The 23643-nt window shown below is 57.5% G+C and carries 22 protein-coding genes; 14 read left to right on the top strand and 8 right to left on the bottom strand.

The features are described 5' to 3' along the window. Window positions 1-14 precede the first annotated feature (14 nt). On the top strand, window positions 15-1067 hold the full coding sequence (locus tag SK58_RS20740) for a patatin-like phospholipase family protein (RefSeq protein WP_003856550.1): 1053 nt from the start codon (window positions 15-17) through the stop codon (window positions 1065-1067). Beyond that, entirely contained in the window at window positions 1064-1846 is a 783-nt protein-coding gene (locus SK58_RS20735) for a TatD family hydrolase (RefSeq protein WP_032652508.1), read from the top strand. Before SK58_RS20740 ends, SK58_RS20735 begins: the two co-directional genes overlap by 4 nt. Here SK58_RS20735 and SK58_RS20730 read toward each other — a convergent pair. Both SK58_RS20730 and SK58_RS20725 read right to left on the bottom strand, forming a co-directional pair. Next, window positions 1841-2701: a YjjW family glycine radical enzyme activase gene (locus SK58_RS20730; protein WP_017694551.1), complete on the bottom strand. Its 861-nt coding sequence runs from the start codon at window positions 2699-2701 to the stop codon at window positions 1841-1843. The genes SK58_RS20735 and SK58_RS20730 overlap by 6 nt on opposite strands. Further along, window positions 2676-4211, bottom strand: coding sequence for a YjjI family glycine radical enzyme (locus tag SK58_RS20725; protein ID WP_048220382.1), 1536 nt, complete (start codon window positions 4209-4211; stop codon window positions 2676-2678). Before SK58_RS20725 ends, SK58_RS20730 begins: the two co-directional genes overlap by 26 nt. 261 nt (window positions 4212-4472) lie before the next feature. On the opposite strand from SK58_RS20725, the gene deoC reads away from it, so the two are divergent. The 4 genes from deoC to deoD all read left to right on the top strand — a co-directional run bounded on the left by deoC (window position 4473) and on the right by deoD (window position 8797). After that, window positions 4473-5252 carry a deoxyribose-phosphate aldolase gene (gene deoC, locus SK58_RS20720; RefSeq protein WP_003856543.1) on the top strand — a complete coding sequence of 260 codons (780 nt, stop codon included), beginning with the start codon at window positions 4473-4475 and terminating at the stop codon, window positions 5250-5252. 99 nt (window positions 5253-5351) lie between these two features. Then, the gene (gene deoA / locus SK58_RS20715; protein ID WP_017383831.1) at window positions 5352-6674 is read left to right on the top strand and encodes a thymidine phosphorylase; all 1323 of its coding nucleotides are present in this window, start codon (window positions 5352-5354) and stop codon (window positions 6672-6674) included. Between the two features lie 53 nt (window positions 6675-6727). Continuing rightward, entirely contained in the window at window positions 6728-7951 is a 1224-nt protein-coding gene (gene deoB, locus SK58_RS20710; protein WP_003856540.1) for a phosphopentomutase, read from the top strand. A 126-nt stretch (window positions 7952-8077) separates the two neighbouring features. Then, window positions 8078-8797, top strand: a complete 720-nt coding sequence (deoD, locus tag SK58_RS20705; RefSeq protein WP_003856538.1) for a purine-nucleoside phosphorylase — start codon at window positions 8078-8080, stop codon at window positions 8795-8797. An 85-nt stretch (window positions 8798-8882) separates the two neighbouring features. Here deoD and lplA read toward each other — a convergent pair whose 3' ends face one another. Next, complete coding sequence (gene lplA / locus SK58_RS20700) at window positions 8883-9899, bottom strand: lipoate--protein ligase LplA (RefSeq protein ID WP_015572614.1); 1017 nt, start codon at window positions 9897-9899, stop codon at window positions 8883-8885. Between the two features lie 39 nt (window positions 9900-9938). After that, window positions 9939-10583 carry a YtjB family periplasmic protein gene (locus SK58_RS20695; protein WP_015572615.1) on the bottom strand — a complete coding sequence of 215 codons (645 nt, stop codon included), beginning with the start codon at window positions 10581-10583 and terminating at the stop codon, window positions 9939-9941. A 117-nt stretch (window positions 10584-10700) separates the two neighbouring features. Between SK58_RS20695 and serB the strand changes: the two genes are divergently transcribed. The 3 genes from serB (at window position 10701) to nadR (ending at window position 14398) form a co-directional block, all read left to right on the top strand. Beyond that, window positions 10701-11669, top strand: a complete 969-nt coding sequence (serB, locus tag SK58_RS20690; protein WP_003856524.1) for a phosphoserine phosphatase — start codon at window positions 10701-10703, stop codon at window positions 11667-11669. Between the two features lie 75 nt (window positions 11670-11744). After that, on the top strand, window positions 11745-13130 hold the full coding sequence (gene radA / locus SK58_RS20685) for a DNA repair protein RadA (RefSeq protein WP_045338416.1): 1386 nt from the start codon (window positions 11745-11747) through the stop codon (window positions 13128-13130). 35 nt (window positions 13131-13165) lie between these two features. Then, window positions 13166-14398 carry a multifunctional transcriptional regulator/nicotinamide-nucleotide adenylyltransferase/ribosylnicotinamide kinase NadR gene (gene nadR / locus SK58_RS20680; protein ID WP_015572616.1) on the top strand — a complete coding sequence of 411 codons (1233 nt, stop codon included), beginning with the start codon at window positions 13166-13168 and terminating at the stop codon, window positions 14396-14398. A gap of 83 nt (window positions 14399-14481) precedes the next feature. Here the strand turns inward: nadR and SK58_RS20675 are convergent, their stop codons facing one another. Continuing rightward, window positions 14482-15483: a zinc-binding alcohol dehydrogenase family protein gene (locus tag SK58_RS20675; protein WP_017383828.1), complete on the bottom strand. Its 1002-nt coding sequence runs from the start codon at window positions 15481-15483 to the stop codon at window positions 14482-14484. A 107-nt stretch (window positions 15484-15590) separates the two neighbouring features. On the opposite strand from SK58_RS20675, the gene SK58_RS20670 reads away from it, so the two are divergent. Continuing rightward, on the top strand, window positions 15591-16490 hold the full coding sequence (locus tag SK58_RS20670) for a LysR family transcriptional regulator (RefSeq protein WP_015572618.1): 900 nt from the start codon (window positions 15591-15593) through the stop codon (window positions 16488-16490). A 128-nt stretch (window positions 16491-16618) separates the two neighbouring features. On the opposite strand, the gene ettA is transcribed toward SK58_RS20670, so the two are convergent. Beyond that, a complete protein-coding gene (ettA, locus tag SK58_RS20665) occupies window positions 16619-18286 on the bottom strand; it encodes an energy-dependent translational throttle protein EttA (RefSeq protein WP_006810191.1) in 1668 nt (555 codons plus the stop codon). 226 nt (window positions 18287-18512) lie between these two features. Between ettA and sltY the strand changes: the two genes are divergently transcribed. Both sltY and trpR read left to right on the top strand, forming a co-directional pair. Beyond that, entirely contained in the window at window positions 18513-20450 is a 1938-nt protein-coding gene (gene sltY / locus SK58_RS20660) for a murein transglycosylase (protein ID WP_045330207.1), read from the top strand. Window positions 20451-20505: 55 nt separating this feature from the next. Next, complete coding sequence (trpR, locus tag SK58_RS20655; protein ID WP_003856511.1) at window positions 20506-20835, top strand: trp operon repressor; 330 nt, start codon at window positions 20506-20508, stop codon at window positions 20833-20835. Window positions 20836-20862: 27 nt separating this feature from the next. Here the strand turns inward: trpR and yjjX are convergent, their stop codons facing one another. Further along, window positions 20863-21378, bottom strand: a complete 516-nt coding sequence (yjjX, locus tag SK58_RS20650) for an inosine/xanthosine triphosphatase (protein WP_015572619.1) — start codon at window positions 21376-21378, stop codon at window positions 20863-20865. A 48-nt stretch (window positions 21379-21426) separates the two neighbouring features. On the opposite strand from yjjX, the gene gpmB reads away from it, so the two are divergent. Next, window positions 21427-22074, top strand: coding sequence for a 2,3-diphosphoglycerate-dependent phosphoglycerate mutase GpmB (gene gpmB / locus SK58_RS20645; protein WP_006810187.1), 648 nt, complete (start codon window positions 21427-21429; stop codon window positions 22072-22074). Here gpmB and robA read toward each other — a convergent pair. Next, on the bottom strand, window positions 22071-22940 hold the full coding sequence (gene robA, locus SK58_RS20640; RefSeq protein ID WP_015572620.1) for an MDR efflux pump AcrAB transcriptional activator RobA: 870 nt from the start codon (window positions 22938-22940) through the stop codon (window positions 22071-22073). The two genes, gpmB and robA, sit on opposite strands and share 4 nt — an antisense overlap. A gap of 214 nt (window positions 22941-23154) precedes the next feature. Between robA and creA the strand changes: the two genes are divergently transcribed. After that, window positions 23155-23625, top strand: coding sequence for a protein CreA (gene creA / locus SK58_RS20635; RefSeq protein ID WP_032103047.1), 471 nt, complete (start codon window positions 23155-23157; stop codon window positions 23623-23625). Window positions 23626-23643 lie beyond the last annotated feature (18 nt).

Raw genomic sequence — 23643 nt, 5'->3', positions numbered from 1 at the left:
ACAGGAAGGCAGAGGTGGGGCAACGAATTCCCGTTACGCTCGGCAATATTGCGCCGCTGACGTTAAAACCGTTTCATGCAGGCCAGCTTGCGCTGGTCTGTGAAGGGGGAGGGCAGCGCGGTATTTTCACTGCTGGCGTGCTCGACGAATTTATGCGCGCGCAATTCAACCCGTTCGATCTCTATTTCGGCACCTCTGCCGGGGCGCAGAACCTCTCCGCCTATGTCTGCAACCAGCCCGGCTATGCGCGCAAAGTGATTATGCGCTACACCACCTCCAAAGAATTCTTCAATCCGGTACGCTTCGTACGCGGCGGGAACCTGATCGATCTCGACTGGTTACTGGATGCTACCTCCAGCCAGATGCCGCTGGCCATGGATACCGCGTCACGTCTGTTCGATACCGGCAAAGAGTTCTGGATGTGCGCCAGCCGTGGCGATGACTATTCGCCGGGTTACTTTTCGCCGCAGAAAGAGAACTGGCTGGATATCATCCGCGCGTCCAGCGCGATCCCGGGATTCTACCGCACCGGCGCCCTGCTGGAGGGGATAAGCTATCTTGACGGCGGTATCAGCGACGCGGTGCCGGTACAGGAGGCGGCGCGGCGCGGGGCAAAAACCATTGTGGTGATCCGCACGGTGCCTTCGCAGATGTATTACACCCCACAGTGGTTTAAGCGGATGGAACGCTGGCTGGGCGACAGCAGCCTGCAACCGCTGGTGAATATCGCGAAGCAGCATGAAACCACCTACGGCGCGATGCAGCGTTTTATTGAAAAACCACCGGGCAAGCTGCGCATCTTTGAAATTTATCCGCCTAAGCCGCTGTTGAGCATGGCGCTGGGCAGTCGGCTGCCTGCGTTGCGTATGGATTACAAAACGGGGCGGCTGTGCGGGCGTTACTTCCTGGCGACCGTCGGGAAAATGCTGGCGGAGCAACCGCCTCTTCATCGGCATAAAAGCATCATTTTGCCGCCTGCCGTTGTGGCCAATGACGCGGTGGCGATGCCGCTGGTGGACGCGCCGCAGGCCAACGATGGCTTACTCGATAACGAGGATCTGGCGTGACGCACTGCTTTATCGATACCCATTGCCACTTTGATTTCCCGCCGTTTAGCGGGGAGGAAACATCAAGTATTGCGCGCGCGGCTGAGGCCGGTGTGAGAGCCATTATTGTGCCCGCTATTGAAGCGGCGAGATTCGACAAAGTTCTGGCGCTTGCCCGGGAGCACGATGCGCTGTATGCCGCGCTGGGTCTGCATCCGATCGTTATTGAGCACCATCTTGATGACCATCTCGACAGGCTGGATGCCACGCTGCAAAATGCGGATACAAAGCTGGTTGCCATCGGTGAGATCGGCCTCGATCTCTATCGTGAAGATCCGCAGTTTGAGCGCCAGCAGACGATCCTGGATGCGCAGCTCCGGCTGGCAAAGCGCCACGATCTGCCGGTGATCCTCCACTCCAGACGTACCCATGACAAACTGGCGATGCACCTGAAGCGTATCGACGTGCCGCGCAGGGGCGTGGTCCATGGTTTCGCTGGAAGCCTTCAGCAGGCGCAGCGTTTTATTGAGCTGGGCTATAAGATTGGCGTCGGTGGCACCATTACCTATCCGCGTGCCAGCAAAACCCGTGATGTGATGGCGCAGCTCCCGCTGACCTCGCTCCTGCTGGAAACGGATGCGCCTGACATGCCGCTGAATGGTTTTCAGGGCCAGCCCAACCGCCCGGAGCAGGCGGCGCGCGTTTTTGATGTGCTGTGTGAGCTGCGTCAGGAGCCTGAAGATGTGATTGCCAGCGCGCTGCTGGAAAACACCCGCGCGGTCTTCGGCATCACGCTATAAATAAAGGGCCGGGCGGATCACCGTGATCTGCTGCCGTTCCAGGGCCTGCGCCAGCGGCTCGATGTCCTCCGGCGTGGCGCTCCGCCATCGCGCCGCCTCCCCGTAAACCCCATGAGCATGAAACGCGTTGATCCGCACAGGAACGTTCCCCAACGCGTGGATAAAAGCGGTCAGCGATGGCAGATGGTGCAGATAATCACACCGAGCGGGGATCACCAGCAGGCGCAGCTCCGTCAGGCGATGACGATCGGCCAGCCAGCGGATGCTCTGCTTGATCTGCGTGTTTTCGCGCCCGGTCAGAAAACGGTGATGTTCATTGCCCCAGGCTTTCAGATCCACCATCGCGCCGTCAAACACCGGTAACAGCTTTTGCCAGCCGGTTTCGCTTAACAGGCCGTTGCTGTCCACCAGGCACGTCAGATGGCGCAGGGACGGATCGGCTTTGATCGCGGTGAACAGCGCAACCAAAAACGGCAGCTGCGTGGTGGCCTCACCCCCGCTGACGGTCACGCCCTCAATAAACGGCGCGGACGTGCGAACCCGGGAGAGGATCTCCTCAACGCTATAGCGCTGCGCCATCGGCGTCGCCTGCTGCTGACACAGGTGCAGACAGGTGTCGCACTGCTGACAGTGACTCTCCTGCCACCAGACGCGCCCGGCCTGAATTGCCAGCGCATCATGAGGACAGTGGGGAACACAGTCGCCGCAGTCGTTGCAGCGCCCTATCGTCCACGGGTTGTGGCAGGTTTTGCAGCGCAGGTTACAGCCCTGGAGGAACAACGCCAGGCGGCTGCCCGGCCCGTCCACGCAGGAGAAGGGTATGACCTGACTAACTAAAGCGCATCTGCTGTTCATGGCTTATCACGCGCGGCTGACGTTCCAGAATACGGGTATTGCGCGCGGCCTCCTCGCCGAGCCAGGTGGTGTTGGTGCGCGAGCCGGCCTCCCGGTATTTCTCCAGATCGGAGAGCCGCACCATATACCCGGTGACGCGCACCAGGTCGTTTCCGGCTACATTCGCGGTGAACTCACGCATACCGGCGTTGAACGCCCCCAGGCACAGCTGCACCACAGCCTGAGGATTGCGTTTAACCGTTTCCTCCAGGGTGAGAATATCGCTGATCCCCGAATGATAGTGTTTATGGTGCGGCGCCACGGCCAGCAGGTGGCTGACTGGGTCCGGTTCGTCGCCGTACGGCAGACGCGCGCCCGGCGTGGTGCCAGAATCGGAACTGATCCCAGACTGGGCATGCAGCATCGCGCGGTGCTGCCAGCCGTGTTTCACCGGCGTGTTTTCAACAAACGCCGCAAGCTGTTCACTGATGCGGTAGCCCAGCGCATTGGCCTGTTCGTTCTTACCGTAACGTCCCGTAATGCCTGCTTTCTCGCACAGCACATTCACCGCTTCGGCCAGACCGTACATGCCAAACATCGGCACAAAGCGATCGGCATCAATCAGCCCCTCTTTCACCAGGAAGCTATTCTCAAAGAAGCCGGATTGTTCATATAAAAAATCGCAGCGCGCATTGATGATCGCGATTTGTTGCTGGCAGTAGTGGGGAAGAGTACGGGTGAAAAAGTCTTCCGGTGAGCGGCTGTGTTCCGCAATCGCCTTCAGGTTAAGGCGCACCAGCGTGCTGCCGCCGCCCGCCAGCGGCAGGGAGTTGTAACAGCTCACCACGCCATAGCGACCTTTTGTGAAAATTTTATCATTCACCGGGCCATTAGAAATATGCGGCTTACTACATTCACAAATGTTTTTCGCCACGCTCAGCAGCAGATCGCCGGGGGTTACATCCGGGTCGTAGATAAAGGTCAGGTTCGGCGCAACCTGCTTCAGTTCGGCATCCGCGCGAAGGATGGCTCGGGTGACAGGCGTATCCGCCGGGCCGATATTGGCATGCATAAACGCATCGGGCAGGGTTCTGTCCAGGTAACGCCAGAAACGTTTTATTCGGCTATCGATTTCATCCTGTGTTAGAATTTTAACATAGGGGCTGAGTATCTCATCGAGCTGGCCCAGATAGACCGGCATCGATGTGACGGACGGAACATGGTGATAAAGGATAGTGAGCAGCGAGAGGGCATCATCCAGATCTTTCGCCCCTTCCAGCTCCAGCCATTCTGAGCCGTTAGCCAGAAATTTAGCGTAGTCCGGCAGCACGTAGCGCGGTTTGTAAGGCGCATGGCCTTCGAACATGTCGCAGATGAATCCCTCGTCCAGCGCGGCGCGGGCCGCCTCTGGCAGAGCGGGATAGGGCTGATTGTTCTCCGCTTCCAGCGCCAGTAAATGACGTTTTTGTTCCGGGGTTAACACCGGGCTGGTCACAATGTGCTGGCAACGTTGTTGCAGGGCGTCGGGCATGTTCACTTCCTTGGTTGTTCTGCGGATGGTGAAGAATTGTAGGAAGCCAGCCTGGTGGCGCTTTTGATCAGAACGGGGATATCGCCGATTTAGTCAGCAATTAACGCACTAAAATTTGAAGAAGATCTCATTACAGTAATGCAAATTTGCACACAGTTTTCATTAACTGTGATGAATGTCGAAGTGTGGATGCGGGTGAATGTTAGAATACTCACAGACCCGCAAGGTAAAATTTATACGGCACTGCCGTTGGAGAATGTTATGACCGATTTAACTGCAAGCAGCCTGCGCGCGTTGAAACTGATGGACCTGACCACCCTGAACGATGACGACACCAATGAAAAAGTCATCGCCCTGTGCCATCAGGCGAAAACGCCAGTGGGTAACACCGCCGCCGTCTGTATCTACCCGCGCTTCATCCCGATTGCCCGCAAAACGCTGAAAGAGCAGGGCACGCCGGACGTGCGCATTGCCACCGTAACTAACTTCCCGCACGGCAATGACGATATCGAGATCGCGCTGGCAGAAACCCGCGCGGCGATTGCGTACGGCGCAGACGAAGTTGACGTGGTATTCCCGTACCGCGCGCTGATCGCTGGCAACGAGCAGGTCGGTTTTGACCTGGTGAAAGCCTGTAAAGACGCGTGCGCGGCGGCAAACGTGCTGCTTAAAGTGATCATCGAAACCGGCGAGCTGAAAGAAGAGGCGCTGATTCGTAAGGCGTCTGAAATCTCCATCAAAGCGGGCGCGGATTTCATTAAAACCTCTACCGGTAAAGTGCCGGTCAACGCTACTCCGGAAAGCGCACGCATCATGATGGAAGTCATCCGTGATATGGGCGTGTCCAAAACCGTTGGCTTCAAACCGGCGGGCGGCGTGCGTACCGCGGAAGACGCGCAGCAGTTCCTGGCGATTGCCGACGAGCTGTTCGGCGCCGACTGGGCTGATTCCCGCCACTACCGCTTCGGCGCGTCCAGCCTGCTGGCCAGCCTGCTGAAAGCGCTGGGTCACGGTGACGGTAAGAGCGCAAGCAGCTACTAAGTTGAATTGCCGGGTGGCGCTACGCTAACCCGGCCTACAGGATCGTAGGGCGGGTCAACATATCCGCCGCCATTCACCCGATTCCGCATGGAGGTTACCGTGTTTCTCGCACAAGAAATTATTCGTAAAAAACGTGATGGTCATGCATTAAGCGACGAAGAAATCCGCTTTTTTATCAATGGCATTCGTGATAACACCATCTCTGAAGGGCAGATTGCGGCTCTGGCGATGACCATTTTCTTCCACGATATGTCGATGCCTGAGCGCGTGTCGCTGACCATGGCGATGCGAGATTCAGGAACCGTTCTGGACTGGAAAAGCCTCAACCTTAACGGCCCAATTGTGGACAAACACTCCACCGGCGGCGTGGGCGACGTGACGTCTCTGATGCTCGGCCCAATGGTGGCGGCCTGTGGCGGTTACATCCCGATGATTTCCGGGCGCGGCCTGGGTCATACCGGCGGTACGCTCGACAAACTGGAAGCCATTCCGGGCTTCGATATCTTCCCGGATGACAACCGCTTCCGCGACATTATTAAAGACGTTGGCGTGGCGATTATCGGCCAGACCAGCTCTCTTGCTCCGGCTGACAAGCGTTTCTACGCGACGCGTGACATTACCGCGACCGTAGACTCCATCCCGCTGATCACCGCCTCTATCCTTGCCAAAAAACTGGCGGAAGGTCTGGATGCGCTGGTGATGGATGTGAAAGTGGGCAGCGGCGCGTTTATGCCAACCTATGAACTCTCTGAGGCGCTGGCCGAAGCGATCGTTGGCGTCTCCAACGGCGCGGGCGTGCGCACCACTGCACTGCTGACGGACATGAACCAGGTGCTGGCCTCCAGCGCCGGTAACGCGGTTGAAGTCCGTGAGGCCGTGCAGTTCCTCACAGGCGAATACCGTAACCCGCGCCTGTTCGATGTCACCATGGCGCTGTGCGTTGAGATGTTAATCTCCGGCAAGCTGGCCAAAGACGACGCGGAAGCCCGCGCGAAGCTTCAGGCGGTGCTGGACAACGGCAAAGCGGCGGAGATCTTTGGTCGGATGGTGGCGGCGCAGAAAGGCCCGACCGACTTCGTGGAAAACTACGCGAAATACCTGCCCACCGCGATGCTCAGCAAAGCGGTCTATGCGGACAGCGAAGGCTTTGTCTCGGCTATGGATACCCGCGCGCTCGGCATGGCTGTTGTGTCTATGGGCGGCGGTCGTCGTCAGGCATCGGACACCATTGATTACAGCGTCGGCTTTACCGATATGGCCCGTCTGGGCGACAGCGTTGACGGCCAACGTCCGCTGGCGGTGATCCACGCTAAAGATGAAGCCAGCTGGCAGGACGCGGCGAAAGCGGTGAAGGCGGCAATATCTCTTGACGATAAAGCACCGGAAACCACACCGACGGTCTATCGTCGTATCACTGAATAGCGGTATACTGATCTGATCGCATTTTTATGAAGCACTAAGTACGGAGAACAATTATGAAACGTGCATTTATTATGGTGCTGGACTCATTCGGCATCGGCGCAACCGAAGATGCAGAACGATTTGGTGACGTGGGTTCCGATACCCTGGGTCACATCGCGGAAGCCTGTGCAAAAGGCGAAGCGGACAACGGTCGTAAAGGCCCTCTGAACCTGCCAAACCTGACCCGTCTGGGGCTGGTAAAAGCGCATGAAGGCTCTACCGGTAAGATCGCAGCCGGTATGGACGGTAACGCGGAAGTGGTGGGCGCCTACGCGTGGGCGCACGAGCTCTCTTCCGGGAAAGATACTCCGTCCGGTCACTGGGAAATTGCCGGCGTGCCGGTGCTGTTTGACTGGGGTTACTTTTCCGATCACGAGAACAGCTTCCCGCAGGAGCTGCTCGATAAGCTGGTGAAGCGCGCCAACCTGCCGGGCTACCTCGGCAACTGCCACTCTTCCGGTACCGTGATTCTGGATCAGCTCGGCGAAGAGCATATGAAAACCGGCAAGCCGATTTTCTATACCTCTGCTGACTCCGTGTTCCAGATCGCCTGCCATGAAGAGACGTTTGGCCTGGATAAACTGTACGAGCTGTGCGAGATCGCCCGTGAAGAGCTGACCGAAGGCGGCTACAACATTGGCCGCGTTATCGCGCGTCCGTTTATCGGCGACAAAGCGGGTAACTTCCAGCGTACCGGCAACCGTCACGATCTGGCCGTGGAGCCACCGGCGCCGACCGTGCTGCAAAAACTCGTCGACGAGAAAGACGGCCACGTGGTTTCCGTGGGTAAAATCGCGGACATTTACGCCAACTGCGGCATTACCAAAAAGGTCAAAGCGACCGGTCTGGATGCGCTGTTCGACGCCACCATCAAAGAGATGAAAGAAGCGGGCGATAAGACCATTGTCTTCACCAACTTCGTGGACTTCGACTCCTCCTGGGGCCACCGTCGCGACGTCGCCGGGTATGCTGCGGGTCTGGAGCTGTTTGACCGCCGTCTGCCAGAGCTGATGGAGCTGGTGGGGGAAGATGACATTCTGATCCTGACCGCTGACCATGGCTGTGACCCGACCTGGACCGGTACCGACCACACCCGTGAGCACATTCCGGTGCTGGTGTACGGCCCGAAAGTCAAACCGGGCTCGCTGGGTCACCGTGAGACCTTCGCGGACATCGGCCAGACGATTGCGAAATACTTTGGTACGTCTGACATGGAATATGGCAAGGCTATGTTCTAAACGGATTGGGTGCGGCCTGATGCCCTCACCCCGGCCCTCTCCCACCGGGAGAGGGAGAAACAGAATGTAGGCCGGGTAAGGCGTAGCCGCCACCCGGCAAAAACAACAATGTAAAAGGAACTGAAGATGGCAACTCCTCACATTAATGCAGAAATGGGTGATTTCGCTGACGTCGTATTGATGCCGGGCGACCCGCTGCGCGCGAAGCACATTGCAGAAACCTTCCTCGAAGACGTGCGTGAAGTGAACAACGTGCGCGGCATGCTGGGCTTCACCGGCACCTATAAAGGCCGCAAAATCTCCGTGATGGGTCACGGCATGGGTATCCCATCCTGCTCCATCTACACCAAAGAGCTGATCACCGATTTCGGCGTGAAGAAAATCATCCGTGTCGGCTCCTGCGGCGCAGTGCGCATGGACGTTAAGCTGCGTGACGTGGTGATCGGCATGGGCGCGTGCACCGACTCTAAAGTCAACCGCATTCGCTTTAAAGATCATGATTTTGCAGCCATCGCTGACTTTGACATGGTGCGTAACGCGGTTGACGCGGCAAAAGCGCTGGGCGTTGACGCGCGCGTGGGCAACCTGTTCTCTGCCGATCTGTTCTACTCGCCAGAAGGCGACATGTTCGACGTGATGGAAAAATACGGCATTCTGGGCGTGGAAATGGAAGCGGCCGGTATCTACGGCGTGGCGGCTGAATTCGGTGCGAAAGCGCTGACCATCTGCACCGTGTCTGACCACATCCGTACCCACGAGCAGACTACCGCTGCCGAGCGTCAGACCACCTTCAACGACATGATCAAAATCGCGCTGGAATCCGTTCTGCTCGGCGATAAAGAGTAATACCTGTTGTGCCGGGTGGCGGCTTCGCCTGACCCGGCCAGCGGTTTTCCAGGCCCGCTAAGCAGAGCGCCAGCGGGCTTTTTTATTAGCGTACTGCCTGCGCAATCCACGCCGATAACTCCCGCAACTCTTGTTCCTGTTCCGGAAAATCAACACGTAACGCGTCACACTCCTGTTGCAGCATATCTGCCCGATAGAGACAGCCCTGCAAACGTGCAGCCAGCGCTTCTAACGGTGCCGGATTAAGACTATCCGTAAATACCTGAGTACGAGAGATATGGCCTTTCTCGACGTCAAAGTGCAGCTCAACGCCGCCCCAGGTAAATCGCTCATCCAGCAGGTGTGAAAACGCCGGTGCCTGACCGAAATTCCACTCCCAGCTGCTCTGGCGGGCGAAGGTTTCCGCGAAGTTTGGCAGATCCGGGGTTTTATCCGGAGAAATCACCTCGGCTTCTACGCGTTCACCGTAATGCCTGAAAAAGGCCTCGCGGATCGCATCGCAAATGCGTTCATGGGTAATCCCCGGCAGGAGCTCCACCAGATTCGCCACGCGACCGCGCACGGAGGTAATTCCCTTAGCCTGGAGCTTTTTCTTGTCCGGATTCAGATAGTTTGCCAGACGGCTCAGATCGGCATTCAGCAATAATGTGCCGTGGTGGAATCCGCGATCCATCGTTTCGCGGTAGGCTGAGCCTGACACTTTCCGGTCGCCTTCAGGCGTTTTCACGACCAGATCGTTACGTCCCGAGGCTTCAGCCGTCACGCCGAGTGAATTGAGCGCGTTAAGCACAATGGAGGTCGAGATGGTTTTGTCGTATTCCGGCTTGCCCGCCATAAAGGTAAAGCAGGTGTTGCCCAGATCGTGAAACACCGCACCGCCGCCGCTGCTGCGGCGCGCCAGGCGGACGTTGTCCTCTTCCATACGGCGGGTGTTACACTCTTTCCACGGATTTTGCGCGCGACCAATAACGACCGTATCGGCGTTGCGCCAGAGAAACAGGACGCGCTGGGTGGCAGGCATCTGGCGGAAGATGCACTCTTCCACCGCCAGGTTAAACCAGGGATCGTAAGAGTCAGAGATTAGCAGGCGTAACGTCGACATGGCAGATTTCCTTTTCCGAATCATCCGCCTACTTTATCATTATTCTTTCTTCTCGCTCTCTTCCTCTTCGGGAACCGACTTGCTGGCGGTTAACAGGAACGGCGACTGCTGCCAGCGGGTGCGTTTGCCCTGGAGCAGCGTGCGCGCCAGTACCACGCCAATCGCCAGCGAGAGCAGCAGCATCAGGCGCAAAATATTGGTGGTGTTATCCACCTGTTTGGCTTCGGTTGGCAGGGTGTGGGTGTCGAGTGTCAGACGTAAATAGCCGAGCGGACCATTCTTGCCCTGAATGGGTTCGACGATTTGTTGGTTGAAATAACCCCCGGCTTTTTTGCCATCCAGCGCCAGCCTGTCGCGCACGTCGACATGCTCACCCGCGCGGGCAATCAGGTCGCCCTGTTCATCGTACACGCCCGCATCCAGAATGCGGCTGTTTTCCGTAAGCTGGCGCAATACCTGGGCTATTCGCTTATCATCCGGCGTTTCGGTGCGCATAGACGGCGCAACGTTGAGCGTCACCTGGCGCGCCAGCGTCCGGGCCAGTTCCTCAAACTGCGGGTTACGCTGTCGTTGGTGATTCTGGCTAAACCAGGATGCCCCCTGCATCAGCGCCACTAATAGTGCGAGACAGATCAGGACAATCACGGCGCGATGAAGCCGGAATTTCAGTTTTGCGCGAGCCATATTCCACCTGCTTAAAATTTACGGCTTAATGTTGCCAGAAGTGATGGTTACAGGGTAGCCTCATGCGTTATTTTCCCTCTGGAACCTTCCGGCGCGAACGAAATTACAGGAGCTTCAATGCCGAACATTACCTGGTGCGACCTGCCAACGGATGTCTCTTTATGGCCAGGATTGCCGCTCTCTTTAAGTGGCGATGAGGTGATGCCTCTCGATTACCACGCTGGCCGTAGCGGCTGGCTGCTGTACGGACGCGGCCTGGATAAGCAACGCCTCACCCAGTATCAAACCAAACTGGGCGCAGCGATGGTCATCGTTGCGGCCTGGTGCGTGGAAGATTATCAGGTTATTCGCCTGGCGGGTTCCCTGACGCAGCGCGCCACGCGTCTGGCGCACGACGCCGGGCTGGACGTTGCCCCCCTCGGCAAAATTCCGCACCTGAAAACGCCCGGCCTGCTGGTAATGGACATGGACTCCACCGCCATTCAGATCGAATGTATTGACGAGATTGCTAAACTGGCGGGCAGCGGCGAGCTGGTGGCGGAAGTCACCGAGCGCGCGATGCGCGGCGAGCTGGATTTCACCGCCAGCCTGAGACAGCGCGTGGCGACCCTGAAGGGGGCCGATGCTAACATTTTGCGTCAGGTGCGCGATGAACTGCCCCTGATGCCTGGGCTGACGCAGCTGGTGCTCAAGCTGGAGACGCTCGGCTGGAAAGTGGCGATTGCCTCCGGCGGGTTCACCTTCTTTGCCGACTACCTGCGTGACAAGCTGCGTCTGACCACCGTGGTGGCAAACGAGCTGGAGATCATGGACGGCAAACTCACCGGACAGGTCATCGGCGACATCGTGGATGCGCAGTACAAAGCCAATACGCTGACGCGTCTGGCGGAGAAATATGCCATTCCGGTCGAGCAGACCGTCGCCATCGGCGATGGCGCGAACGATCTGCCGATGATCAAAGTTGCCGGGCTGGGTATTGCCTACCATGCCAAGCCGAAAGTGAATGAAAAGACGGAAGTCACTATCCGTCATGCTGATCTGATGGGGGTGTTCTGCATTCTCTCCGGCAGCATTAATCAAAAATAGCGGCCTGCTTTTGTAGGCCGGGTAAGCGTCAGCGCCACCCGGCGCGCAGACCGCACAGAAATAACGAGGTAAACCGTGGCGAAAGCTCCAAAACGCGCATTTGTCTGTAATGAATGTGGTGCGGATTATCCGCGCTGGCAGGGGCAATGCAGCGCCTGCCATGCCTGGAACACCATCACCGAAGTGCGTGGTGTGGCGGCTTCGCCGAGCGTGGCCCGCAATGAACGGCTGAGCGGCTATGCGGGCAATGCAGGCGTGTCGAAGGTACAAAAACTTTCGGATATCAGCCTGGAAGCGCTGCCGCGCTTTTCCACCGGATTCAAAGAATTTGACCGCGTGCTCGGCGGTGGCGTAGTGCCGGGCAGCGCCATTCTGATCGGCGGTAACCCGGGCGCGGGTAAATCGACCCTGCTGCTGCAAACGCTCTGCAAGCTAGCCGAACAGATGAAAACCCTGTACGTCACGGGGGAAGAATCACTTCAGCAGGTGGCGATGCGCGCGCACCGCCTCGGCCTGCCGACCGGCAATCTGAATATGCTTTCGGAAACCAGCATCGAGCAGATCTGCATGATCGCCGAAGCAGAGCAGCCGAAGCTGATGGTGATTGACTCCATTCAGGTGATGCATATGGCTGACATTCAGTCGTCACCGGGAAGCGTGGCGCAGGTGCGTGAAACCGCGGCCTACCTGACGCGCTTTGCCAAAACGCGCGGCGTGGCGATTGTGATGGTTGGTCATGTGACCAAAGACGGCTCGCTGGCGGGACCGAAAGTGCTTGAACACTGTATCGACTGCTCGGTGATGCTCGATGGCGATGCGGATTCCCGTTTTCGTACCCTGCGCAGCCATAAAAACCGCTTTGGCGCGGTGAATGAGCTGGGCGTGTTTGCCATGACCGAGCAGGGGCTTCGCGAAGTCAGCAACCCGTCGGCCATCTTCCTGAGCCGTGGCGACGAGATCACGTCCGGTAGTTCGGTGATGGTGCTGTGGGAGGGGACGCGTCCGCTGCTGGTTGAAATTCAGGCGCTGGTGGATCAATCGATGATGGGCAACCCGCGGCGCGTGGCGGTCGGTCTGGAACAGAACCGCCTGGCGATCCTGCTGGCGGTGCTGCACCGTCACGGCGGTCTGCAAATGGCGGATCAGGATGTGTTCGTCAACGTGGTTGGTGGGGTGAAGGTTACGGAAACCAGCGCGGACCTGGCGCTGCTGCTGGCGATGGTCTCCAGCCTGCGCGACAGGCCGTTGCCGCAGGATCTGGTGGTGTTTGGCGAGGTGGGGCTGGCCGGCGAGATCCGCCCGGTGCCGAGCGGTCAGGAGCGTATCTCCGAAGCGGCAAAACATGGCTTCCGCCGCGCGATTGTTCCGGCCGCCAACGTGCCGAAAAAAATCCCGGAAGGGATGCAGGTTTTTGGCGTTAAAAAACTCGCAGATGCGTTAAATGTCTTTGACGACTTATAATTACGTATTCGATTTTGCAGGAGGCACCGTAATTTATGTCATCATTTGACTACATCAAGACCGCTATCCGCCAGAAGGGCTGCACGTTGCAGCAGGTGGCGGACGCCAGCGGCATGACCAAGGGCTATCTGAGCCAACTGCTGAACGCCAAAATCAAAAGCCCCAGCGCGCAGAAGCTGGAAGCGCTGCACCGTTTTCTGGGGCTTGAATTTCCGCGGATGCAAAAGAACATTGGCGTGGTGTTCGGTAAGTTCTACCCGCTGCATACCGGGCATATCTATCTGATCCAGCGCGCCTGTAGCCAGGTCGACGAACTGCATATCATCATGGGTTATGATGAAACCCGCGATCGCCAGCTGTTTGAAGACAGCGCCATGTCGCAGCAGCCCACCGTGCCGGACCGCCTGCGCTGGCTGCTTCAGACCTTTAAGTACCAGAAAAATATACGCATTCATGCTTTTAACGAAGAGGGCATGGAACCGTACCCGCACGGCTGGGACGTGTGGAGCAACGGCATCAAAGCGTTTATGGAAGAGAAGGGCATTGCGCCTAACTGGATCTACACCTCTGAAGAGTCCGACGCGCCGCAGTTCCGTGAGCATCTGGGCATTGAGACGGTGCTGATCGATCCTAAACGCACCTTCATGAACATCAGCGGGGCGCAGATCCGCGAGAACCCGTTCCGTTACTGGGACTACATCCCGACCGAGGTGAAGCCGTTCTTCGTGCGTACGGTGGCGATCCTCGGCGGCGAGTCGAGCGGGAAATCGACGCTGGTAAATAAGCTGGCTAACATCTTCAATACCACCAGTGCGTGGGAGTATGGCCGCGATTACGTCTTCTCACACCTTGGCGGCGACGAGATGGCGTTGCAGTATTCCGACTACGATAAAATCGCGCTCGGTCATGCCCAGTACATTGATTTTGCGGTGAAATACGCCAATAAAGTCGCCTTTATTGATACCGATTTCGTCACCACGCAGGCGTTCTGCAAAAAGTACGAAGGGCGCGAGCACCCGTTTGTGCAGGCGCTGATTGACGAATACCGCTTTGATCTGGTGATCCTGCTGGAAAACAACACCCCATGGGTTGCCGACGGCATGCGCAGCCTGGGCAGCTCGGTGGACAGGCGGGAGTTCCAGACCATGCTGGTAGAGATGCTTAACGAGAACAACGTTGAGTTTGTGCATGTGGAAGAGTCGGACTACGATTCCCGCTTCCTGCGCTGCGTCGAGCTGGTGAAGGAGATGATGGGGGAGCAGGGTTAATAACTTCCCCTCTCCCACCAGGAGAGGGGACTTTAATCTCCCTCTCCCAAAGGGAGAGGGCCGGGGTGAGGGAATCAGTCCACTCAATACTCAACCACCACCTTCCCACGCATATGCCCCTCCAGTACCCTGCGGTGCGCTTCGGTAATGCTTTCCACGCTTAGCCCGTGCAGCGTTTCGCTGAGCGAGCTTTCCACCACGCCGTTATCCACCAGCTTCGCCACCTCATCTAAAATCTCACCCTGACGCGCCATATCCGCAGTCTGGTACATGCTGCGGGTGTACATAAACTCCCAGTGCAGGGCGGCAGATTTGGACTTCAGCTTGTCCTGGTTCAGCGGATGCGCGTTTTCAACGATGGAACAAATGTCTCCCTGAGGGGCAATCAGATCGCTGACCGCATCCCAGTGCCCGTCGGTATCGTTGAGGATAAAAATGTAATCCACAAAGGTGAGCCCCTGTTTCGCCAGTTCTCCCTTCAGGTCGCGGTAATTTACAACAATGTCAGCCCCGCGATCGCGACACCACCGGGCGGAATCTTCTCGTGAAGCGGTTGCGACGATCTTCACCTTGCTGTTGTGCTTCGCAAACGGGATCGCCAGCGATCCGACTCCACCCGCGCCGCCAATTATCAGCAGCGTTTTATCTGCGTCGGCATCCTGAATCTTCAGCCGTTCAAACAGTCCTTCCCACGCGGTGAGCGCCGTCAGCGGCAATGCAGCCGCGGCGGCCCAGTCAAGGCTTGCAGGCTTGTGCCCGACAATGCGCGCATCGATCAGCTGGTGCGTGGTATTACTGCCCGGACGGGTGATATCCCCCGCGTACCACACTTCGTCACCCGGTTTGAATCCGGTGACGCCAGCCCCAACGGCTTGTACGATACCGCTGGCATCCCACCCGAGAATGCGCGGCTCCTTCAGTCCGCTTTTGGCAATGCCTGCATGTACCTTGGTGTCCACCGGGTTTACGGAGACGGCTTTTACCTCCACCAGCAGATCGTGTTCACCGGGCTGCGGCATCGGCGGAGTGATTTCAACGAAGGTGGACGGATTTTCCGGGTTAACGGCAATGGCTTTCACTGACATGGTGTGCTCCTCAATGGCATGCGTTTTGTTGAGGCTAGTCTATTAAGTGGTCAGCTGCATGATAAGATGGACAATCCAGAACTCAGCGTTCGTACAGGTGAACAATCATGTTTAAACAGCTTCAGGATATGGCGCTGTTTGCGCTGGTGGCCGAGATGGGCAGCTTTACCGCGGCGGCGCAGAAGGCGGAACTGCCGAAATCCAGCGTCAGCCAGCGGATTAGCCAGCTGGAGCAGCAGGTGGGGATCCGTCTGTTGAATCGCACCACGCGCAGGATCAGCCTGACGTTTGCAGGCGAGCACTATCTGGTGCACTGTCGCGAGATGCTGGCGGCCAGCGAGCGCGCGGAGTATGCCATTCAGCGGCTGCGCGAAAACCCCAGCGGGCGGCTGCGGATCACCTGTCCGGCGGGAATTGGCGCGACGCTGCTGGCGCATATGAATGCCGAGTTCCAGCTTCGCTATCCGGACGTGTCGCTGGATGTGTCGATCTCAGACGACGTGGTGGATCTGGTCGAGTCTGGCTTTGACGTGGCGCTGCGCACCGGCAAACCGCAGGATTCTTCCCTGATTGGCCGCATGATTGGGCACTGTCCGCGCTACATGCTGGCCTCGCCCCACTACCTGGCGCGTCGGGCGCCGTTAATCCATCCCCGACAGCTGGTGGAGCACCGCTGCATTACGCACCGGGCATGGTCGGAGTGGCTTCTGCGAAGCGAGAGTGAGGATTATCGGTATCTGCCGGATAACGCCCATATGACCGATAACCTGGTGTACGCCCGGGAATGCGCCATTGCCGGGGCGGGGATCACGCTGTTACCCGCATTCCTGCTGGAAGATAAGATCGAAAAGGGCGCGCTGGTGAAGGTGCTGCCGGCGTGGAGCGTTGAGGGAAACGATCTCTGGCTGGCCTACCCGAGCCGTAAGCTCAATTCGCCTGCGCTGATGAGCTATATCGACTTTGCGATGCAGTTTGATGAGGTGAAGCGGTATTACGTGGGCAAATAAAAAAGCCGGGTGGCGGCTTCGCCTTACCCGGCCTACACACTGTGCGGCCTGATGCCCTCACCCTGGCCCTCTCCCACGGGGAGAGGGTACAAACATAAAAAACGGCAACCGAAGTTGCCGTTTTGCTTTTATTTCGCAATACGCTTGTACTTAATACGCTTCGGCTCCAGCGCGTCTGCGCCCAGCGTGCGTTTCTTGTACTCTTCGTATTCGGTGAAGTTACCTTCGAAGAACTCCACCTTACCTTCGTCCTGGTAGTCCAGGATGTGGGTTGCGATGCGGTCCAGGAACCAGCGGTCGTGCGAGATAACCATCGCGCAGCCCGGGAACTCCAGCAGGGCGTTTTCCAGCGCGCGCAGGGTTTCGATGTCCAGGTCGTTGGTAGGTTCATCAAGCAGCAGAACGTTGCCGCCAACCTGGAGCAGCTTCGCCAGGTGCAGACGACCGCGCTCACCGCCGGACAGCTCGCCCACGCGTTTGCCCTGGTCAGTGCCCTTAAAGTTAAAGCGGCCAACGTAAGCGCGGCTTGGCATCTCGGTGTTGCCGATACGCATGATATCCAGACCGCCGGAAACCTCTTCCCACACGGTTTTGCTGTTATCCATTGCGTCGCGGAACTGGTCCACGGAAGCCAGCTTCACGGTTTCACCCAGGGTGATAGAGCCGCTGTCAGGCTGTTCCTGACCGGACATCATGCGGAACAGGGTTGATTTACCTGCGCCGTTCGGACCGATGATGCCAACGATAGCGCCTTTCGGCACGGAGAAGGTCAGGTCGTCGATCAGCAGACGGTCGCCGTAGGACTTACGCAGGTTGGTCACTTCAACCACTTTATCCCCCAGACGAGCTCCAGGTGGAATAAACAGTTCGTTGGTTTCGTTACGTTTCTGGTATTCAGTGTTGTTCAGCTCTTCGAAGCGTGCCAGACGGGCTTTGCCCTTGGACTGACGGCCTTTCGCGCCCTGACGCACCCACTCCAGCTCTTTCTCGATAGACTTACGACGCGCCGCTTCCTGAGATGCTTCCTGCGCCAGACGCTGATCTTTCTGCTCCAGCCAGGAGGAGTAGTTGCCTTCCCACGGAATACCTTCGCCGCGGTCCAGCTCCAGGATCCAGCCCGCAACGTTGTCGAGGAAGTAACGGTCGTGGGTAATCGCCACCACGGTGCCTTCGAAGTCGTGCAGGAAGCGCTCCAGCCACGCCACGGATTCCGCATCCAGGTGGTTGGTAGGTTCGTCGAGCAGCAGCATGTCTGGTTTTTCCAGCAGCAGGCGGCACAGCGCCACGCGGCGGCGTTCACCACCGGACAGGTTAGCGATTTTCGCATCCCAGTCTGGCAGACGCAGGGCATCGGCCGCGCGCTCCAGCTGCACGTTCAGGTTGTGACCGTCGTGCGCCTGGATAATCTCTTCATATTTGCCCTGCTGAGCGGCCAGTTTGTCGAAGTCCGCATCCGGCTCGGCGTATTTGGCATACACTTCATCCAGACCCTTCAGGGCGTTAACCACCTCGGATACCGCTTCTTCAACGGATTCACGCACGGTGTGTTCCGGGTTCAGCTGGGGTTCCTGCGGCAGGTAGCCGATCTTAATGCCAGGCTGCGGACGGGCTTCACCTTCGATGTCTGTATCGATGCCGGCCATGATGCGCAGCAGGGTGGACTTACCGGCACCGTTGAGACCCAGAACACCGATTTTTGCGCCCGGGAAGAAGCTCAGCGAGATATTTTTAAGAATATGACGTTTCGGCGGGACAACTTTGCCGACACGATGCATGGTATAAACGAATTGAGCCACGTTGGACTTCGCCTCTTTTATCGTGATGAGAATGAATTTCAGCCTCGAAGTGTAGCCTTTTTCACGCCCTAATCCCAGCCAGGAACGTCGGGAGTGTTAAAACGCGCAAGAAAGGTAAAAAAGTGTCCATGACGTGGCGCGTTGTGGGATGCCTGGTTAGCATAAGTTGATGTAACTTTGACGTGGCAAGACGCTGCAACTGACGAAAAACAATGAGGAAGAGCTTGTGGAAAAAGCCAAACGGGTGATCTGGCGTCTGCTGGCTGCCAGCGTATGCGTAATGGCGGTAAGCCAGGCGGTGCATGCCGATTCACTGGATGAACAACGTAACCGCTATGCCCAGATTAAACAGGCATGGGACAACAAGCAGATGGATACCGTGCAGGCGCTGATGCCGACGCTGAAGGATTATCCGCTGTATCCGTATCTTGAGTATCGTCAGATCACGGACGATCTCATGAATCAACCGACCGTCACCGTGAATAACTTCATTCAGGCGAACCCGACCCTGCCGCCTGCGCGCACCCTGAAGTCCCGGTTTGTGAACGAGCTGGCCCGTCGCGAAGACTGGCGCGGCCTGCTGGCTTTCAGCCCGGATAAACCGGGCGCGACGGAAGCGCAGTGTAATTATTATTATGCGAAATGGGCGACCGGTCAGCAGGAGGAAGCCTGGACCGGCGCGAAAGAGCTGTGGTTGACGGGCAAAAGCCAGCCAAACGCCTGTGACCCGCTGTTCAGCGCCTGGCGCGCCTCGGGCAAGCAGGATCCGCTCTCTTACCTGGAACGTATTCGCCTGGCGATGAAGGCCGGAAACACCCGGCTGGTCACCGTGCTGGCGGGCCAGATGCCCGCAGATTATCAGACCATTGCGTCTGCCGTTATCAGTCTGGCAAACGATCCCAATACCGTGCTGACGTTTGCGCGTACCACCGGCGCGACCGATTTTACCCGCCAGATGGCGGCGGTGGCCTTTGCCAGCGTGGCGCGTGATGATGTGGAAAACGCCCGGCTGATGATCCCGCAGCTGGTGCAGGCCCAGCAGCTTAATGACGATCAAACTCAGGAGCTGCGCGATATCGTGGCATGGCGACTGATGGGGACAGATGTCACCGACGAACAGGCGCGCTGGCGTGACGATGCGGTGATGCGTTCGAACTCTGTCTCGCTGGTGGAGCGTCGCGTGCGCATGGCGCTGGGAACGGGCGATCGTCGTGGCCTCAATACCTGGCTGGCGCGTCTGCCGATGGATGCCAAAGAGAAAGATGAATGGCGTTACTGGCAGGCGGACATGCTGCTGGAACGTGGTCGTGAAGATGAAGCCAAAGAGATCCTCCACTCCCTGATGCAGCAGCGCGGATTCTACCCGATGGCGGCGGCGCAGCGTCTGGGCGAGGAGTACACCCTGAAGATCGACAAAGCGCCAGCCAACGCGAACCCGGCGCTGACGCAGGGGCCGGAAATGGCGCGCGTGCGCGAGCTGATGTACTGGAATCTGGATAATACCGCGCGCAGCGAATGGGCGAATCTGGTCACCAGCCGTACCACCGATGAGAAAGCGCAGCTTGCCCGCTATGCATTTGATAATCGCTGGTGGGATCTGAGCGTGCAGGCGACGATCGCCGGCAAACTGTGGGATCATCTCGAAGAGCGTTTCCCGCTGGCTTATAAGGATCTGTTCGATCGCTACACCAGCGGCAAAGATATTCCGCAAAGCTACGCGATGGCCATTGCCCGTCAGGAGAGCGCCTGGAACCCGAAAGTGCGTTCTCCGGTGGGTGCCAGCGGCCTGATGCAGATTATGCCGGGTACCGCGACGCACACGGTGAAGATGTTTAATATTCCAGGCTACAGCAGCCCGTCCCAGCTGCTGGATCCGGAGACTAACATCAACATCGGTACCAGCTACTTGCAGTACGTCTATCAGCAGTTCGGTAATAACCGTATCTTCGCGTCAGCGGCGTACAACGCCGGGCCTGGCCGCGTGCGGACATGGCTTGGCAACAGCGCAGGGCGCATCGACGCCGTGGCGTTTGTCGAGAGCATTCCGTTCTCGGAAACGCGCGGCTATGTGAAGAATGTGCTGGCTTATGACGCCTACTATCGCTACTTCATGGGGCAGAAAGATACCCTGATGAGCGATGCCGAGTGGCAGAGACGTTACTGATCGGCGCGGGTTGTGTTATGCTGTACTCGCTAATGAGTACAAGAGGCAGCATAACATGACCCAGCATTCCCCGTATTCCTCGGCCATGGCCGAACAGCGTCATCAGGAGTGGCTTCGTTTTGTGGAGTTGCTCCGCCAGTCTTACGACAAAGATCTGCATTTACCGTTGCTACAGCTGATGCTGACGCCCGATGAACGCGAAGCGCTGGGCACGCGGGTACGCATTATTGAGGAACTGCTGCGCGGCGAAATGAGCCAGCGCGAGCTGAAAAACGAGCTGGGCGCGGGTATCGCGACCATCACCCGGGGTTCAAACAGCCTGAAGTCGGCGCCGGTTGAACTGCGTCAGTGGCTGGAAGCCGTATTGCTGAAAAACGCCGGATGACGGCTTCGGCTTATCCGGCCTGCAAACTTAACGATAAATCGCGTTATGAAACGGACTTAACGCCAGAATAACGGCCTGGTGGTAAACGCCTGAACGCGTAAGCTTGCCACCCGTAAAGACGCCAATCGCCCCCTCTTTACGACCAATTTCATCAATGCCGGTGTAGTGCGACATTACCGGCCCCAGCGCCTCACCCGCGCGGACTTTCTCCAGTATGACTTCCGGCAGCGGCAGCGTGGCAGAACGCGCTTCGCCGCGCTGCTCACGGCTTTCGATGACAACCCAGCTGAAGGTCGCCCCTTCGTCGATGCCTGCTTCAATCGCGACCCAGAAGTCAGCGTCTGGCGCGGCGGCTTTTGCATTCGCCACGCGATTTCGTGCGCCAGCGCGTGTTTCCTCGCTGCCAAACGGCTGTTCCGGCACACCGCTCTCGACGCCGACGGCGTCAATATGGCAGGATCCTTCGCCGAAGATCTCTTCAAATGCCCTTAGAATTGCCTGAATTTTGGCAGGATTGGTGGTAGCAGAGACAACATGGTGCATAATTAAGCTCGATTTAAAAAATTCATCGCAGTATAACGGAAAAAAAGCATGTTACAGGTATACCTTGTTCGCCACGGTGAAACGCAGTGGAACGCCGAGCGACGTATTCAAGGCCAGTCAGACAGTCCTCTCACCGACAAAGGCGTGCAGCAAGCGTGGCAGGTGGCGGAGCGCGCCAGAACGCTGGGTATCACTCACGTCATCTCCAGTGATTTAGGCCGCACGCAGCAGACGGCACGCATCATCGCCGATGCCTGTGGCTGCGACGTGACCCTCGAACCGCGTCTGCGCGAGCTGGATATGGGCGTGCTGGAAAAACGTCCTATCGATACGCTGACGGAAACCGAAGAAGGCTGGCGCCGCACGCTGGTGAACGGCACTGAAGATGGTCGCATCCCTGAAGGGGAATCCATGCAGGAGCTGAGCGTGCGCATGCATGCCGCGCTGGCCGAGTGCCTGAAACTCCCGGCAGGTAGCCGACCGCTGCTGGTGAGCCACGGTATCGCGCTGGGTTGCCTGGTGAGCACCATTCTGGGACTGCCGGCTTACGCCGAACGCCGTTTGCGGCTGCGCAACTGTTCCATTTCCCGTATCGACTATCAGGAAAGTGCCTGGCTGGCATCGGGGTGGGTAGTTGAGATGGCAGGGGACATTTCGCATCTTGATGCCCCTGCTCTGGACGAATTGCAGCGTTAACGACGTACCGGAATCAGGAATTCCATACGCAGATTGATAGGGCCTTCTTCCGGTTTAGCATCTTGCGCCGGATAGTAGCGCTCAATGTCCTGACCTTTACGGCGATTCAGATTCAGCATCGGCATGCAGGTCCCGTAAACGGTCAGGATGAACTCCTGAACGCCCGTTCCTAAACCTTCGTATGAGAACATCACATACTCGCCGCCTTCCAGCACGACAGGCTTCGAGCCATGAATGTAACCGTTCGCCATGTCAGGCGTCAGCGCCGTGGTATAGAACACCTCCTGCTCGTCGTCTTTTTCCTGGCTGGGATGCGTTTCGTTCAGGCCATACAGAATCGGCGGGAGCGCCGGAGCATGGCTTAAAAATTCGCGCCAGAACTGAACGCGCATCTGATGGCGGAACTCGGAGATCTGCTCCAGGGAACAGGAGTAGCTCTGCGTGGTGCCGACCAGGTGCGTTTCCGGCAGGGTGATGATTTCATATTTTGGCATCGCAAACTCGCCCAGACGCAGCGGCGGACGCATACCAAAGGAGCTCCAGTCCGGCGAGCGGCGATAAAGCGCTGGCGTTAACGAGAACTGTTTTTTAAAGGCGCGGGTGAAGGTTTGCTGTGAATCGAAGCGATATTGCAGGGCAATATCCAGGATTGGTCGCGCGGTCAGGCGCAACGCGACAGCAGACTTTGATAAACGACGTGCGCGAATATAGGCACCGATAGCATGACCGGTGACATCCTTGAACATCCTTTGCAGATGCCACTTGGAATAGCCTGCTTTTGCCGCCACATTATCCAGTGACAAAGGCTGGTCGAGATGACCTTCCAGCCAGGTGAGCAGGTCGCGAATAATTCCAGCCTGATCCATATACTATCCTCATCCTTAAAACTGCCGCAGGTGCCTGTTTACAGGTTAGCGGATAATAGCATTTTTTGACGTTTTAGCATTCAGTGTTTTTTTTGCGCATAAATGCTTTTTGTAGTGATTTATGTGCGGATATATTCTAATACTGTGATCTTGCTACATTTTTATCTAACCTGTTGAATAATCGCTCAGCGTAATTTTTATGAATGGTAACAATATGAAATACAAGGTTTTAGTCTTTACAGCACTGGCGCTGATGGCAGGGCGCGTGGCACAGGCGGAGCAAATTGGCTCCGTGGATACTGTGTTTAAAATGTTTGGGCCGGACCACAAAATTGTGGTGGAAGCCTTTGACGATCCGGACGTTAAAAACGTCACCTGCTATGTCAGCCGGGCAAAGACCGGCGGGATTAAAGGCGGCCTGGGGCTGGCTGAAGACACGTCTGACGCGGCCATCTCCTGCCAGCAGGTTGGCCCGGTGGAATTGAGTGACAAAATCAAAAACGGCAAAGCGCAGGGCGACGTCGTATTCCAGAAACGGACCTCGCTGGTGTTCAAAAAGCTACAGGTGGTCCGTTTTTATGACGCGAAGCGTAACACCTTGGCTTATCTGGCTTATTCCGACAAAGTCGTGGACGGCTCACCGAAAAACGCGATAAGCGCGGTACCGATTATGCCGTGGCATTGATAAAAAAAACGGCGCAAA

The organism is Enterobacter sp. BIDMC93 (assembly GCF_001037805.1).
Classification (GTDB): Bacteria; Pseudomonadota; Gammaproteobacteria; order Enterobacterales; family Enterobacteriaceae; genus Enterobacter; species Enterobacter hormaechei_C.
The sequence above is the reverse complement of the archived record's forward strand: the minus strand, read 5'-3'. Positions and strand labels throughout refer to the sequence as shown.